Here is a 13,741-nt window from a genome sequence, read left to right as displayed (position 1 = left end):
CTCAAAGGTCCATCTTATCGTCCGGGTCGAGGCTGACCGAACGTGCAATCCCCTGCATCGAGCGATTCACGGCCGTAACTTGCGCGGCATCAGCATCGCCATCATCGAGCGCGTCGTCGAATTCGTTGTCGGCGCGCGGCGCCGTGATCACGACCTCCTCCTGCGGCGCCAGTTCTGGCTCGCGTCGAATGCCACCATTCCCATCGCGGACGTTGCGCTTCGACGCGGTAAGCAGATCGATCGAGGGCGGAATCGGTGTGTGGGCCGACCAATCGTCGGGCTGCGAGACCAAGCCGACTGGAACGTTGTGCGACGGGCCTAATATCCGGCTTTGGAACTGCGGATCTTCGTAGTAGCGGACCTTGTGGGCGCGCATCGGGTGCACGCCGGAAACCATCACAATGGCCTCGCTGGGCGAGAGCTGCATGACTTCCCCGGGCGTGAGCAGCGGACGAGATGTTTCCTGGCGGCTGACCATCAGGTGGCCAAGCCATGGCGAGAGCCGATGCCCGGCATAGTTCTTCATCGCGCGCATTTCGGTTGCGGTTCCGAGCGCATCCGACACGCGTTTGGCCGTGCGCTCGTCGTTGGTCGAGAAGGCAACGCGGATATGGCAATTATCGAGGATCGCGTGATTCGCGCCATAGGCGCGCTCAAGCTGATTCAGGCTTTGGGTGATGAGAAAGCTGCGGATGCCATAACCTGCCATGAAGGCGAGCTGGCTCTCGAAGAAATCGAGCCGGCCGAGGGCTGCGAACTCATCGAGCATGAGGAGCAGCTTCTGCCGCCGCCTGTCGGTATCGAGGCTCTCGGTTAGCCGCCGCCCGATCTGGTTGAGAACGAGCCGCATCAGGGGCTTTGTCCGGGCGATGTCGGACGGTGGCACCACAAGGTAAAGCGAGACCGGTCGGGGTCCGTCGACAAGATCGCGAATGCGCCAGTCGCTCCGCCCCGTGACCCGGGCAACCACGGGGTCACGGTAGAGACCTAGGAAGCTCATCGTGGTCGACAGCACGCCGGAACGTTCATTTTCACTCTTGTTGAGGAGTTCGCGCGCCGCCGAAGCCACGACCGGATGGACACGCTCTCCCAGATGGGGCGTCGCCAACATTGCGTTCAGGGTCGTTTCGATTGCGCGCAACGGGTCCGACAGGAAGCTGGCAACGCCGGCAAGCGTCTTGTCTGGTTCCGCATAGAGGACGTGGAGAATTGCCCCGACCAGCAGGGAATGGCTGGTCTTCTCCCAGTGATTGCGACGCTCGAGCGCGCCTTCGGGATCGACGAGAATGTCGGCGATGTTCTGGGCGTCGCGGACCTCGCAGTCGCCTCGGCGAATCTCGAGCAGAGGATTGTAGGCCGCGCTCTCCGGAGAGGTCGGGTCAAATAACAGCACTGGCCCAAAGCGGGCACGCCATCCGGAGGTCAGCTGGAAGTTCTCGCCCTTGATATCGTGGATGATCGTGGAGTTCGGCCAGGTCAGCAGCGTCGGAATGACAAGGCCGACACCTTTGCCGGAACGGGTCGGGGCAAAGCAAAGGACATGCTCGGGTCCATCATGCCGGAGGTAACGGCCCTCAAAGCGACCGAGCACGACGCCATCTAGCCCCAGAAGTCCCGCACGGCGAACCTCCCGTGCATCCGCCCAGCGGGACGACCCATATGTTGTCACATACCGAGCTTCCTTTGCCCGCCACACCGACAGGAAGATGGCGACGCCGACCGATGCTATCCCGCCGCTTGCGGCGATGCACGCTCCCTTGACGAAGATGACAGGCGCGTAGGCGTCGAACTCGAACCACCAAAGGAAGAAGGCAGCCGGTTGATAGACAGGCCAGCCCGCGATTATGAACCAGGCAGGCCCGAGTTGCGGCTGGAAAGCCAGACGCCACGCCGTCCATTCGGTGGCCGCCCAGAGGAAAGCGAGCACGACCATTGAGACAAAGAGTAGTTGACCCCAAAGAATCTTCGTCGCGGGCATAGCCAGAATTGATGCGCACCGTGAGGGCGCCATTCAACGGCAGTCCTTTCGAGGTCGCGGTGTCGCGGAGCATGGCGAAGAGATCGGCGGGTCAGAGCGAAAGGTCGCGTTTGCGCCCAAAACTCCAGTCGATCCCGCCGGGACCTGCGATGCCCCTGACCTGTTTACCCAGTTCACGCTCGAGCGACGGGGTCCAGGGCACGAGCTGGAAGCCGAGCCCGTTGTCGATCATGGCAAAGCGGCCGGAGGCGAGCGAGATCCTTTGGCGGTAAACCCCGGAAATGGGCTCTCCCGCCTCGGCGGATAGATGCGCCAGCCCTGTTTCGGAGGCCAAGCGTTGGCCCACGGTATCGAGCTCACGCTTGCGCAGAGTGCCAATCAGGTTGCCGCTTAATGTGACTTTATCGCCATCGCGGCGGGCAAGCCCGTACTCTACCAGTGCATCAATGCGGCGATCGAGCGCGGCCCGGACCTCGGCGCCGAATCCGCCACGCGCGAGATCGACGGGCTCACGAGCGACCAGGCGCCGATCGAGCCAGGTCGTCCCTTCCCAAGCCACCTGCTGGTCGAGATTAAGATCTGAGCGGATGGCAAGCGCGATCCGCTGCCGGCCTTTCGTATCCTCGAAGCGACGCAATTCGACGATACCGCCAACCGGGCCATCACCGGCCGCATCGATGTCGGGGAGCCTGAGATGATGAACACGTCCGTCAATCCCGTCGACAACGGCGAACGCCGATCCCCTAAGCTCATCATCGAGCCCACGGGCGATAAGGCGGCCGACGATGGGTTCGCCATGACGTTCGCCTTCGAGCGCCCAGGAGGATGGTGAACGAGATGCGCCATCCTTCGCGAGTGTCTTGTGCAGCCGCTTGATGATATCGCCGCGTTCTGAAAGCGCACGCAAGCGTAGCTCCGTATCAGGAGCGAGAACCCAACGCGCGGGACCGGCGGGCTCAGCGAGCCCCAGCCGCTCGAGCGTCCGCATCCGGCCAATCCGGATCTCGCGCAATAGGTCGGACCCGCCGCCGCGCTCTGGGCGCAGATCGATCACCCCGTCCGTCCGTCCCCCTTCCCGAGCAAGCGCGCGATCGAGCCGCGTCCAGCGCTCGGCCGCAACCTCTGCCTCAAGGCCGCGCCGAACCTCAAGCTCCGATCGGGGACCAAGTTCGCGCGTGACGAGATCACTTGCGCGGGCCCGCAGACCTTTGCTGATATAGTCACGGCTGATCACAAGGTCGGAGCCATCATCCGTGCGGCCGCGCACAAGGATGTGAATATGCGGATGCTCAGTGTTCCAATGGTCGATGGCGACCCAGTCAAGCCGTGTACCGAGATCGCGTGAGGCCTGATCCATCAACTCGCGCGTAAAGCTGCGTAAACTTCCCAGTTCGCCGGCGTCATCCGGCGAGACGATGAAGCGGAAATGATGCCGATCGTTCTCGCAGCGCTCAGCGAAGCCTCGGCCATCTGCGCCATCTCCGGCAGCATCGAATAGTTCGCCACGCGATCCGTCACGGGTGACGCCGTCACGCCGCAGGTAACCGATATGGGCCCGCAGACTGCCTGGCGAGCGCATCCGCCGCACGACACGCGCCTTGACCATGGCACCGCGGCCTCGATCTTGCAGGAGCCGGTTGGCGCTAAGGGTCGCAGCGCGCCCACGCCCAAACCGGCCGCCACGACTGCCGGCACGACGTGAAAGACCGCCGGCTTTCTGCGCGGCTTGGAGCGCTTGCGCCAGGAAGGGCTTTGCCCGCGGCCAGCGTGTCGAACGTATTTGGCCCGGGCGGACGCGAAAATCATCGTTACGCGTCATCTTGGTCCCCGCAATGTGCAGAAAGCCGAACCAAAACAGCGTCGTGGAAAAAATGACAAGTTGTGCTCGATCTTCGCAACGTTTGGAGCGTATCTGAATTTACTGACAATTCTCACCCGACCGACCGACCGCACCTTGCGGCTTTTATCCTGCCATCCGCGGTCGGCTATTCCTTGCTCCCTCCCCAGCACTCTCCAACGTGCGACAAACTTCGACAACACGCGACGAAACGCGATTGCGATCATCGGGACTCCGATTCGGTTGATCGCTGCACAAAAAGCCTGGTCGCACCAGGTACGAAGGCCAGCATTCCCAGGTTCGAAAGATCTTTCGAGCTGTTCATTGAATGCAGAGCCGATGTCGATCTGGCCTTGACCGACGCGCCGTCGGCGCGATCAAAGATTAGTGCTGCCTGCCGCCCCGGAAGAGTGCGTCGGGGAGCCAAAGTCGCATACTCGTCTCGTGTGATGCCGATCAATCCTGCGAGCCTGGCGACGTAAACCTGCGTTTCCCGAGGTAGTGGCCGCCCCGTAGCCAGATGCGCCTCGTACCGTCCTGGACCAGCGTTGTAAGCTGCGAGAAATCCTTCCGATCCAAACCGGTCGAGCATCTCGCGCAGATAGGCCGTGCCTGCGAGAATGTTGTCGCGGGGCCCAAAGGGGTCGACACCGAGCTTGTAGCGAATACTCAGGTGGACCCAGGTTTGGGGCATGATTTGCATCAGGCCCAGCGCTCCCCGAGAGGATACGGCGCCCACGTTTCCGCTGCTCTCGACCTGCACGACAGCACGGATCCAGCGCTCCGGGATCGCAAATCGGCGGGACGCTTCGGCGACGAAGGCGGTGTATGGATCGACATCCAGGGAGCTGAGCGAACGGGAATCAAGCGCCGGGACTGCGGTCTCCGCCAAAACGCTCGACGAGAGTTCAAGAACCAGCACAGCGGTCAAAGCGTAGACCGCCACTAAAGAGATGGAACCGCAAGCGTTTGCGCTCGCGAAGGTGACGGGTAGCCGGTTCGGCCGCTGGGTGCGAGGCCATCGCAGACATGCACCGCGCACGATCGTCTTCAAGACTCTGGCCGGGACGGAGCGAAGGTGCGGCGATCCATCGACCGGCGAGACTGCAAATCCACGAAGCAGGCTCTGCATGATCAGTCTTCCTTTGTCCACACGGGGAACGCTTGTCCGATCACGGCGGATGCTGGAATTGGCCCGAAGTAGCGGCCATCAAAGGAGTCCGCCGACTGCCAGTTCATGAGAAACACCTCATCTGACGCTATGAGGCGGCATCCGAGCCAAACCGGCAGCGGCCGGCCACGTGCATCGCGCTCGCGCGCCAGTCCCATCTCGATGTTGTCGACGGAGATGACGAGACCAGTTCTGCAAACGGTTTGTCCCGGCAGTGCCAGGACGCGCTTGAGCATGGGAACACCGGTCGGCAGGTAACCGTTCAAGTCCAGGAAGCTTGCGAGTGGCTCGGGCGGCCGAACCGCCACGAGCTCAGTGACCGTCAATTGTCGCGCTGGCTGCAGTCGATAGAAGCCGATTGGAACACTGTCTGAAGCGTTCCAGATGTACGATGGCGGTGCCTCTCTGTCCGAGCACAACGCCAGAGCTGCCGATCCACAGATCGCAAGCATAATTGATAGCCGTCCCATCAGAGCTCCCGTCTTCGGCGTCGCAGCCAAGCTTGATGGCGCGCACGGGTGTAGGTACGCGGGCTTTCGTTGACAGAGAGACGATTGTGAACGTGATGCCAGTAGTCTGGCGCAGCATCTGCAGGATTGATATCAAGTGCCTCCACCGCATCGATCAATTGCAGTGCGCGCTCGACCTTGGTCCATCCTGACAATCGCATCAGGCTCTCCCCGCCGGGATTGACCCAAGGTACGGTTGAATATCGCTGCCGGGGCGCTGCCGCGCGCAAGATGTCGATGCGGGACAGAACGGTTCCAAAATCGTTGGACGTCCAGCGCACGAATGCGAAAATGCTGCCGGTTGCGAATGACAGAACGCGGCGGTGGCGGTCAATGATCTTTTCCGATACGGGCCGGCCGAACCGAATTCGGTTTTCGAACCGCCCCTCGACCCACAAGAGTTCGACGGTTGTGACATCGCTCATCTAGCGGCTCCTTTGCTCAGAGGTGTTGCAGGTCCGCGCCAGCAGGCACTTTTCCGCAGCCGAATGGCTGCAACACACTTGCCTGCGGCTGAGCCGTCGTGGTGAAATCTAACTTGCCGCCGTTGCGGAATTCTCGCGGCGGTCATCCTGCCGATCGTAGACGAAAGGGTCTGACTCGTTGTGAGCAATCCGAGGAATTCGGGATTAGCAGGGTTAAGGGAGCGGAAAGCGATTGCACAGCAAACCCCTGGCGCTGATTTCCGTTCCCGATAGTACAAAGGTGCGGTCGCGGATGGGGCAAAAATTCTGGTCCGTGATAGCACGATACAATTCACAGACTTTCCTCCGGCGTTGAGATGCGCCCGCATCTTTGTAGCCTTTCTGCAAAGGGGACTGACCTGAAGTGGCGCGAAGTTCGATCGCTCCACACCGTCAATGTCTCGTGTAATGACAAGCCGATACGCGGGTGACGTTTGTCGACGGACGAACTGGCGCAGGTCGTAAGCAAAGTGCTTGAGTGGGGATAGGCTGCCCGACTTGGCGTGGAGGCGGACGAAATCAAAGCTCCAGCCGCACGTTTGACGGCCGCCATATTTTCGCAGGAGGCGAAAGAGCCAGCATTCAAATCTACCAATCAGATCGAGATAGGCTCGGTCCGTCGTCAACACGACGGCATCATTGAGAACCCCCGTGCAGACCCAATCCGGCAAGATCAGCTCGATTCCGCAGGCATGGCGGTGCATATCTGCCGTTCCCTTCCATTTGTTGATCCGGAGAACCGGTGCTGACGGCGCTCGGTCGGCCGGCGAATCGCGTTCAGGACCGATACTGATTGCAGCCGGTCGAGCGCAGCCCTGACGTTCGCAGTCGCGCACACTGGTGCCGCGATCTACGTAGGTCGGGATCTCGCATGAGGTAGTTTCATCAACCCGGATGGTTTCAAGCCGGCATCTCGAGCCTCGACAATCTGCAAAGCGGTCCAGATCACAACGTGCGCATCCCAAATCGGCTCCGTGCGATGTTCCGGCACAGCTTCCACTCGAATCATGATTGCCCCGGCGCTGAGGTCGATCGGCATAATCCGTTTCGACTTTGCCGGTGGGAAGAACGGATATGCCGTCAGGTTTGGCGCATCGCCCGGCATGAGATCGCTGGGCGATGAGCAAAACAGTTCTGAGTTGACCGCGTTCCGAGTGACGTTGCCCATAACCAGAGCATGTGTCGTTCGACATGGATCAGCGCCGCTCCTTGCCCGCATACGGAATGGGTGCGTGCCGCTTTGCAGGCAAGACCGTACCCATGCCGGGATCGCTGGTTGACTTCTTTGCTCCGCGGTCCACCCAGGCTTTCAGGTCCTCAAGTGCATAAACAACGCGCCCACCGAGCTTGCGATAGGTCGGCCCGGTGCCATAGGTGCGATGCTTTTCCAAGGTTCGGCCGGACAGGCCGAGAAAGCGTGCCGCTTCGGGGGTTCGTAAGTATCGCGGCGGCAAGCCGGCGGTCGGATCGGGCATTCGAGGGGCTCCGTGCTCATCTGGAGGGCTCGCGCGTCTGACCGCGCGCCGACGAGCATGATGGCGGAGTAGAAGCACTTAAGGGGATGCCGAAGATGTGGGGATGATTTTCGGCACCCCTGCTTCGTTCCTTGCGAAATGACAGGCAGAGCACTTTCCGTCGATCTCCGCACTTCAGCACCAAACAAGTTACTCAAAGCGATAGTCAGCTGGGTCGTTCGTGGGTTTAGAGGCGCGCTGAGGAATCGTTCGACGGCAAACACCGATCGTACGATGGCCCGGTACGCATCGATGCGTTCTTCGACGGCTCGCAGCGTCAACCTCAAACCTTCGCCGCGCTGGGGTAAATGGACAGAGGTCCGGGCGGGCGGCGCGCGATTGTGCGCCACCGACGATATAAGGCGTCTGCGCCGGTATCGAAAGCTGCATCGAGCGGCAGCCTGACTGGATAATGCGCACAGAACTGATTGCCGTGTCTCTTTCAGATACGAGGATCGTTGAGCGATACGACATCAATCCACGCTCTGAATGTGTCCGATCAAAACTATTGATTTTTGCCGATCTTACGAGTGGCGGATAGTACGGGTCAGGTTGGCGAACACAGAAATGGACCGATCATCATCTTTGCCTCGGCTCTAGGAAGCATTCTACCGTTTGCGTCGAGCATCGGCCGAAACCAGCCCATTGCGATCGTCTTCTTTAGCTGGCGAGGCGAGCGGCATTGTGCCGGCGCGAAGCGACGGACTTCCTCTGTCGTGTAGCCGCCGATTTTCAATAAACTACGGCATAGGTTTTCGGAGGGCTCTCTATACCGCTCCGTGCGACTGAGCGATGCTTCGGGAGTTCCAGCCTCGCAAGGAATTGGTCGCAGCCGATTGCGAGTCCAGTGCTCCGGCTGGATAATTGGATTGAATTCATGGCGCCCAGATCGTGCGAAACATGGACGGGGTCGTCTTCGAGAGGCGCTGCGATCGGGAGCGATACAAGATGCAATCTGTCCGCAACAACACCGAGCAACCAAACATTTATGTAAGCAATGCCTTAATCGGACGTGCCTTGCGTGCGTCAATCCGAAGCGCAGTGGGCAATCATGCCGCGAAGACGCCAGAGCGCGACTACAATATCATCGGATATTGTCGCGGCATGATGTCATCCCCGCTAACGGCAAGTCATCTGAGGATGGGGATGGTTGAAACCCATCTGAATCGCCATTGCCGGCGATGTTTCTTTCGACCGGCCGAAGGGTTCAGGACGAACGCTCGGTCTGGCCAAGGATAGGATCTTGAATGATGAACCACGATGTAAGCCATTCGCCCGCGCTGTGCTTTCTTCTCGGTCTTCCGTGCTCGGGGACGACGCTGTTGGCCCATGTACTTCAACGGCACCCGGATATTTTGGCTTCGCCTCAGCTCTGGCTGATGTTGGCACTTGAGGCCTTCGGTAAAGTGGACCAGCGTCACCCAGCCGGCGCATCATTGGTTCAGACCGCAACCTCGGAGTTCTTGGGACGAATAGATCGAACGATCGTTACCCGCGCTTTTGCCGATGCAGCTTATGGCCGGTATTTGGCCGCTGCAGGCAAACGCACCCTCATTGACAAGACGCCGCCTTCTTGGATTCCCTCTATCCGGAGGCGTCGCGGCTCGTCCTAATCCGCAACCCCTACGCCATCGCCGCATCACTGAAATCGACGTGGGACGTCCCTCTCCTAGCCGCAAGTTGCCCGTCCGCGATCGCATCGTGTCTTGCCGATATCGCGTTGGGCCAGCCCACGCCCGCAATCGCATCTTCTCTCGCCGACCTCGTTCTGGGCCTGCCCGTCCTAGCAGCTTACCGCAGTCGACCTCAGACGCAGGTGGTACACTACGAGGTCCTTGTGGCGCAGCCCGACGAGGAAGTTCGTCGCGTGCTTGCTGGCCTTGGTTACACTCCGACCGACATGGCATCGGCGCCGATAGGGCAAACGGACGATCTTCGGTCTAGCACCTTCGGGGATCGCAAGATCGCGGAGAGAACAACCGTCGATGACCGCTCAGTGCAGGCTTGGCAAACTAACCTTAGCATCGAAGAGAGGCAGTTCGTGACCGACCTGGTTGGGGCGGAGCTTTTGATAGAGCTCGGTTATGAGCAGGACCTTCAGTTCGCAAAGCAAGCCGGCGTCGTTGATAGGGGTCCAGAAGCAACTCAAGGCTATCGCCACTTGTTTCGGACCTGCTGGGATTTCCTGGACGGCAAGACAGGGAGATCATTCGACATCCCCGTTGATAGCGCCGAACTAGACAGTAGCGGTCGGCAAGCTGAGGAAAACTCCTCGTTAGCTTTCGGCCGCTCGTTACTTCAACAAGCGCAACGTCTGGCCGCGACCAAGAAGGAAGAGAATTTGCGGGCAGCAAATTCAATAATTCAATAGCGGCGCAGTTGAATGAGGCGCTCACGGCTTCGAAGGCCGATCGAGAAGCGCCGTCTGGAGACCATCCGTGATGGCGCGCCAACATTGACGTTGCGGGGGCAAGATCATGCGGCCCACGCAGACCCCGTTATCTCAGATGATAATCCGAGACATCGCTTCAGCCGTCATGCGCGAGCAATGTGACATTGGAAAACCAAAAATTGCGACATTTGGGATACGAATGGCCGAGGTTTCCGCAGGTCAGAACGATTGCTCGCTTGCTCTCGTCAGAATTGCCTGATCGGCAGGCGCACAGGCAATATATAAGCCACTCTCCAAGGATTGAGTTTCAAGGAAATGAGCACCATCAAGTGTCCGAGGGCTTGACCTCAGCCGCTCTACCCAATCCAGCCAGTGTAGCGTCAGATCTGACGTTCGCTTAGCTCCAAGCGAGATAAACCCGCGGGGGCGTGGCGGCAGCCAGCGATGTCTCTGCAACACTCCCGAAACTTGCGTCGCAGGTTTGGTCACGATGGCGAAGGACTGTTTTCCGCGGGTCGGCAATGATTTCGCTGCCCCTCTATTATTTGCGAGGCGATGGACGGAGCAACGCATGATAGCCGTGGCGCATCAGCGCCATACCCGCCTGAACCAGGCGAATGACTCGGCTGCGCAGGTCGTGGGTTTTCCAGGCGCGCTCGGAGACGCGTCTTGAACCAAACAATACTTCGGCGATGGCACGATAGTACTACTGAGTCAGAAAAAGTGTCTGATTCAAAAGATCGCGGGCGAGATCCTGTGAGAATCAGTTACCTGTTGAGATTCAGGCATCGGCAACGGGGGCTGATATGGATCTCCGGACATCAGGCGGCAGTGAATCGCGATTTTCGGCTTTTGTCGAGAAACTTGTGAGTGTGATCGGACATGCGGACCGGGCCCAGCCGTTGTTTGATTATTGCATCGGCTTAATCATGCCGGGGGAGCGTAAAAGCGTTGAGCCTATGGCAGCGGTAACGGCACCTGATCGGACGGCGGCGCAGCATCAGTCGCTGCTGCACTTCGTCGGCCAATCGCCTTGGTCTGACGAGGGTGTTTTGGCCAAAGTGGGTGAGATGGTACTGCCGGCGATAGAGCGCCATGGACCGATCGAAGCGTGGATCATCGATGACACCGGTTTTCCCAAGAAGGGAGCGCACTCGGTCGGTGTGGCGCGTCAATATTGCGGGCAGCTCGGCAAGCAGGATAACTGCCAAGTCGCGGTATCCCTGTCGCTTGCCAATCACCACGCCAGTCTGCCGGCGATGTATCGTCTCTATCTGCCGCAGGAATGGGCGGCAGATAAGAAACGTCGGCGCAAAGCGGGCGTGCCCAAGGAGATCAGCTTTAAGACCAAGCCAGAGATCGCGCTTGAACAGATCGAAGCAGCCTGCAGAACCGGGCTTCCTCGCGGCGTGGTGCTGATGGATGCCGGATATGGCTGCAACACGGACCTGCGGACCAGCATCAGCGCGTTGGCGTTGACCTATGTGGCTGGTATCTTGCCAAACACCACGGTGTGGACATCCGACACGGCGCCGCTACCGCCGAAAAAATGGTCGGGCAAAGGGCGACCACCAAAGCTGCTGCGCCGCGACCACAAGCATCAACCGATTTCGGTCAAGGAGCTTGCTCTTTGCCTTCCTAAGCGGGTCTGGCGCACGATCAAGTGGCGAGAGGGCGCGGCCGAGCGGCTATCGTCGCGCTTCGCTCGCGCGCGCGTTTGCGTCGCGCATCGAGATTACCAACTCACCGAAAGCCGACCGGAAGAATGGCTTTTGATCGAATGGCCAGAAGGTGAGGACGAGCCGACCAAATACTGGCTTTCAACGTTGCCGGAAACGATCACTTTTGGAAGGCTAGTCGATCTAACCAAGCTGCGCTGGCGCATCGAGCGCGATTATCAGGATCTCAAACAAGAGGTCGGGCTCGGGCATTTCGAAGGGCGAGGTTGGCGTGGCTTCCACCACCACGCTACGCTGTGCATCGCAGCCTACGGATTCCTGGTCTCCGAGAGGGAGACGATTCCCCCCTCGGGATCTCGTTCCACCAGGCCGTTCAAGAGACTTGCGGTTTCCAACGGTTACCGACCCAGAGGCTCCGCTGCTGCGACCCGAACGTCACATCCCGAACTCGATTGCGACGATGCGGCGAAGACTGATCGTTGCCATCGTCCGCACCCTCTCACGCTGTCCCTGTTGCATTCGCCCGATCAAACAGCGCCTTCTTTTGTGACGCAGTAAGAATAGGAGGCGCCTTCCATGCGTAAATCGAGGGCGCGCAGCGCCAGCGCAAAACGCTTACGTCGTTGCGCCGACAGTCGATGAAACGGAGGTCCTGGTGAGCGACCGTTGACCGCACGCCAGAACCGATATGCGGCGTGGGCCCGGATCTCAAACTCGACGTCGGGCAGCAGTTTGAATGCATAAGTGGCACCGAACTGCGGGGCCTGTTTCAGCCACAGATGATGCTTGGTCCCATGAATGCGCAACACGACATGCCAACCGTCCGCTGCTTTCCTGATCCTGTCCGATGCAGGATCGGCAAGCGCAAGCCCAGCAGCAACGATATCCGAACCGGCAGCGCTCTGAACGATCGGCAGCACCGCCGGCAAAGCCTCCGGCGCCCAAAAGATGGTCTGCTGATGAAAGGACTTCTGTGGGTCATGAGCGAAAGCAAAGGCCCCATCTCCTCCGAAATTCAGGGGTCACCTGCCCGTGTTTCGAAACCGTGTCCCGATAGTCAGCTTGATACTTGGGATTGCGACGGAGGATTTCCCAAGCGAAATCCGACATCTCGCCGTCTTTGACGCCCTGGTATGACTCCGGTGAGCGCCAGTCGAATTTTGACACTGCTATGATCTCCCGCCAAATCGAATTGCGGCGCAGTGTCTATAAAGACTGGGGTTGCTATGGAAGCCACAAATTGTGCATCACGCGTGATGCAAATAGTCGATCACGCCATCAACGGGAGAAGTTCTTTCTCTCTGCGCAATCCAGACGATGCATCTTTGCTACCTAGGAGCGCCAACACGAAGCAAGTCACGGTAGCCGTGATCCGCCATCCATTTTGCGCGTGCCAAATGGCTATCGAATGCATTGCGAGCGCGCACTGGCTCGCGGTCCGGATCGATATGCAACACGATCCTGGCGACTTCGCTCCAATCAGCGCCATCCGCCTCGGCATCGAGGAGTCGCCAATACGTCACCAGATGCTGCTGGTCATAGGATGTCACTTCCGATTCATTCGGCGCCGCGTCCGCGACATCAGGATCTAACGCCGGCTCTTTCATGTAAGCTCACGCGGCGAGTTCGTTATCTTCATTTGGTGAACTTACCGCAATAGATCGGTTATAGCCAGTGGTTTGATGGCCGCCCAAATGGCTGCTTTGGCGCATGAAAGCTCGCGCGCTTGTGGCCTGGAATGTGCGACGGATCCGCGTGGATCTTGGTATTCCGCAGGAGCAACTGGCTTACGATGCGGAGATTGACCGCTCATATCTGGGCGGCGTAGAGCGGCAAGAGGAGAATCCGACAATCGATCTTCTCGACCGGATCGCTAAAACACTTGGTGTTCATCTATCTGAGTTCTTTGTCCAACCACCCAAGGGAGCAACATCCCACAAGACATTGCGCAAAGGTCGCAAGCCGGCTCGTTCACGTCACAAGAAGAAATAGCGGACCTACTCGCATAAGGTCGCTGAAAAACATTGCAGTTTGGACGGCCAGAGTTTCGAAAGGCTGCGGAAGCGGAAAGGTTTCACGCGGAAGAAAATTCGCCGAGGCCGTCGGCTCTACTGAACAATATATCAATGGATTGAAGTGTGGTCGGCGCAATCCGCGCTGTGGTGACCCTGTGCGAGCTCGCAAGCCAGCGGACATC

13 protein-coding genes and 2 pseudogenes are annotated in these 13,741 nt (G+C 59.3%); 4 read left to right on the top strand and 11 right to left on the bottom strand.

From position 1 onward, the window contains the following. Nucleotide 1: 1 nt before the first annotated feature. The 7 genes and pseudogenes from NLM32_RS07160 to NLM32_RS07130 all read right to left on the bottom strand — a co-directional run bounded on the left by NLM32_RS07160 (nt 2) and on the right by NLM32_RS07130 (nt 7,434). Nucleotides 2–1,978, bottom strand: coding sequence for a conjugal transfer protein TraG (locus tag NLM32_RS07160; protein ID WP_254128515.1), 1,977 nt, complete (start codon nt 1,976–1,978; stop codon nt 2–4). 91 nt (nt 1,979–2,069) lie between these two features. Continuing rightward, on the bottom strand, nt 2,070–3,797 hold the full coding sequence (locus NLM32_RS07155) for a DUF3363 domain-containing protein (protein ID WP_254128514.1): 1,728 nt from the start codon (nt 3,795–3,797) through the stop codon (nt 2,070–2,072). Nucleotides 3,798–4,038: 241 nt separating this feature from the next. Continuing rightward, nucleotides 4,039–4,947, bottom strand: coding sequence for a lytic transglycosylase domain-containing protein (locus NLM32_RS07150; RefSeq protein ID WP_254128513.1), 909 nt, complete (start codon nt 4,945–4,947; stop codon nt 4,039–4,041). 2 nt (nt 4,948–4,949) lie between these two features. Beyond that, on the bottom strand, nt 4,950–5,456 hold the full coding sequence (locus tag NLM32_RS07145; RefSeq protein ID WP_254128512.1) for a S26 family signal peptidase: 507 nt from the start codon (nt 5,454–5,456) through the stop codon (nt 4,950–4,952). Next, nucleotides 5,456–5,920, bottom strand: a complete 465-nt coding sequence (locus NLM32_RS07140) for a DUF2840 domain-containing protein (RefSeq protein ID WP_254128511.1) — start codon at nt 5,918–5,920, stop codon at nt 5,456–5,458. Before NLM32_RS07140 ends, NLM32_RS07145 begins: the two co-directional genes overlap by 1 nt. Before the next feature lie 331 nt (nt 5,921–6,251). Beyond that, nucleotides 6,252–7,152: pseudogene (locus tag NLM32_RS07135) on the bottom strand (replication initiator protein A). A gap of 3 nt (nt 7,153–7,155) precedes the next feature. Continuing rightward, nucleotides 7,156–7,434: an AlpA family transcriptional regulator gene (locus tag NLM32_RS07130; protein WP_254128510.1), complete on the bottom strand. Its 279-nt coding sequence runs from the start codon at nt 7,432–7,434 to the stop codon at nt 7,156–7,158. A gap of 1,286 nt (nt 7,435–8,720) precedes the next feature. Here NLM32_RS07130 and NLM32_RS07125 point away from each other — a divergent pair. Together NLM32_RS07125 and NLM32_RS07120 are read left to right on the top strand one after the other, a co-directional pair. Further along, the gene (locus tag NLM32_RS07125; protein ID WP_254128509.1) at nt 8,721–9,086 is read left to right on the top strand and encodes a sulfotransferase; all 366 of its coding nucleotides are present in this window, start codon (nt 8,721–8,723) and stop codon (nt 9,084–9,086) included. Nucleotides 9,087–9,310: 224 nt separating this feature from the next. Further along, nucleotides 9,311–9,844, top strand: a complete 534-nt coding sequence (locus NLM32_RS07120) for a hypothetical protein (RefSeq protein ID WP_254128508.1) — start codon at nt 9,311–9,313, stop codon at nt 9,842–9,844. Nucleotides 9,845–10,406: 562 nt separating this feature from the next. Here the strand turns inward: NLM32_RS07120 and NLM32_RS07115 are convergent. Continuing rightward, a pseudogene (locus NLM32_RS07115) lies at nt 10,407–10,568 on the bottom strand (DNA -binding domain-containing protein); the annotation flags it as partial. Nucleotides 10,569–10,671: 103 nt separating this feature from the next. Here NLM32_RS07115 and NLM32_RS07110 point away from each other — a divergent pair. Then, nucleotides 10,672–12,102: an IS701 family transposase gene (locus tag NLM32_RS07110; protein WP_254128465.1), complete on the top strand. Its 1,431-nt coding sequence runs from the start codon at nt 10,672–10,674 to the stop codon at nt 12,100–12,102. Here the strand turns inward: NLM32_RS07110 and NLM32_RS07105 are convergent. The 3 genes from NLM32_RS07105 to NLM32_RS07095 all read right to left on the bottom strand — a co-directional run bounded on the left by NLM32_RS07105 (nt 12,072) and on the right by NLM32_RS07095 (nt 13,151). Continuing rightward, complete coding sequence (locus NLM32_RS07105) at nt 12,072–12,464, bottom strand: DUF2285 domain-containing protein (protein ID WP_254128507.1); 393 nt, start codon at nt 12,462–12,464, stop codon at nt 12,072–12,074. The two genes, NLM32_RS07110 and NLM32_RS07105, sit on opposite strands and share 31 nt — an antisense overlap. Before the next feature lie 58 nt (nt 12,465–12,522). Beyond that, a complete protein-coding gene (locus tag NLM32_RS45735; RefSeq protein ID WP_309144833.1) occupies nt 12,523–12,711 on the bottom strand; it encodes a transcriptional regulator domain-containing protein in 189 nt (62 codons plus the stop codon). A 161-nt stretch (nt 12,712–12,872) separates the two neighbouring features. Next, nucleotides 12,873–13,151, bottom strand: coding sequence for a DNA -binding domain-containing protein (locus NLM32_RS07095; protein ID WP_254128506.1), 279 nt, complete (start codon nt 13,149–13,151; stop codon nt 12,873–12,875). Nucleotides 13,152–13,254: 103 nt separating this feature from the next. On the opposite strand from NLM32_RS07095, the gene NLM32_RS07090 reads away from it, so the two are divergent. Beyond that, nucleotides 13,255–13,536, top strand: coding sequence for a helix-turn-helix domain-containing protein (locus tag NLM32_RS07090; protein WP_254128505.1), 282 nt, complete (start codon nt 13,255–13,257; stop codon nt 13,534–13,536). The last annotated feature ends 205 nt before the right edge of the window (nt 13,537–13,741 follow it).

Source organism: Bradyrhizobium sp. CCGUVB14 (genome assembly GCF_024199935.1).
GTDB lineage: Bacteria > Pseudomonadota > Alphaproteobacteria > Rhizobiales > Xanthobacteraceae > Bradyrhizobium.
This window is presented reverse-complemented; position numbering and strand designations above follow the sequence as displayed.

What these genes read in the sequence shown, in the direction of transcription:
- NLM32_RS07160 (WP_254128515.1), bottom strand. Translation starts at nt 1,978, where the DNA reads ATGCCCGCGACGAAGATTCTTTGGGGTCAACTACTCTTTGTCTCAATG.
- NLM32_RS07155 (WP_254128514.1), bottom strand. Translation starts at nt 3,797, where the DNA reads ATGACGCGTAACGATGATTTTCGCGTCCGCCCGGGCCAAATACGTTCG.
- NLM32_RS07150 (WP_254128513.1), bottom strand. Translation starts at nt 4,947, where the DNA reads ATGCAGAGCCTGCTTCGTGGATTTGCAGTCTCGCCGGTCGATGGATCG.
- NLM32_RS07145 (WP_254128512.1), bottom strand. Translation starts at nt 5,456, where the DNA reads ATGGGACGGCTATCAATTATGCTTGCGATCTGTGGATCGGCAGCTCTG.
- NLM32_RS07140 (WP_254128511.1), bottom strand. Translation starts at nt 5,920, where the DNA reads ATGAGCGATGTCACAACCGTCGAACTCTTGTGGGTCGAGGGGCGGTTC.
- NLM32_RS07130 (WP_254128510.1), bottom strand. Translation starts at nt 7,434, where the DNA reads ATGCCCGATCCGACCGCCGGCTTGCCGCCGCGATACTTACGAACCCCC.
- NLM32_RS07125 (WP_254128509.1), top strand. Translation starts at nt 8,721, where the DNA reads ATGATGAACCACGATGTAAGCCATTCGCCCGCGCTGTGCTTTCTTCTC.
- NLM32_RS07110 (WP_254128465.1), top strand. Translation starts at nt 10,672, where the DNA reads ATGGATCTCCGGACATCAGGCGGCAGTGAATCGCGATTTTCGGCTTTT.
- NLM32_RS07095 (WP_254128506.1), bottom strand. Translation starts at nt 13,151, where the DNA reads ATGAAAGAGCCGGCGTTAGATCCTGATGTCGCGGACGCGGCGCCGAAT.
- NLM32_RS07090 (WP_254128505.1), top strand. Translation starts at nt 13,255, where the DNA reads ATGAAAGCTCGCGCGCTTGTGGCCTGGAATGTGCGACGGATCCGCGTG.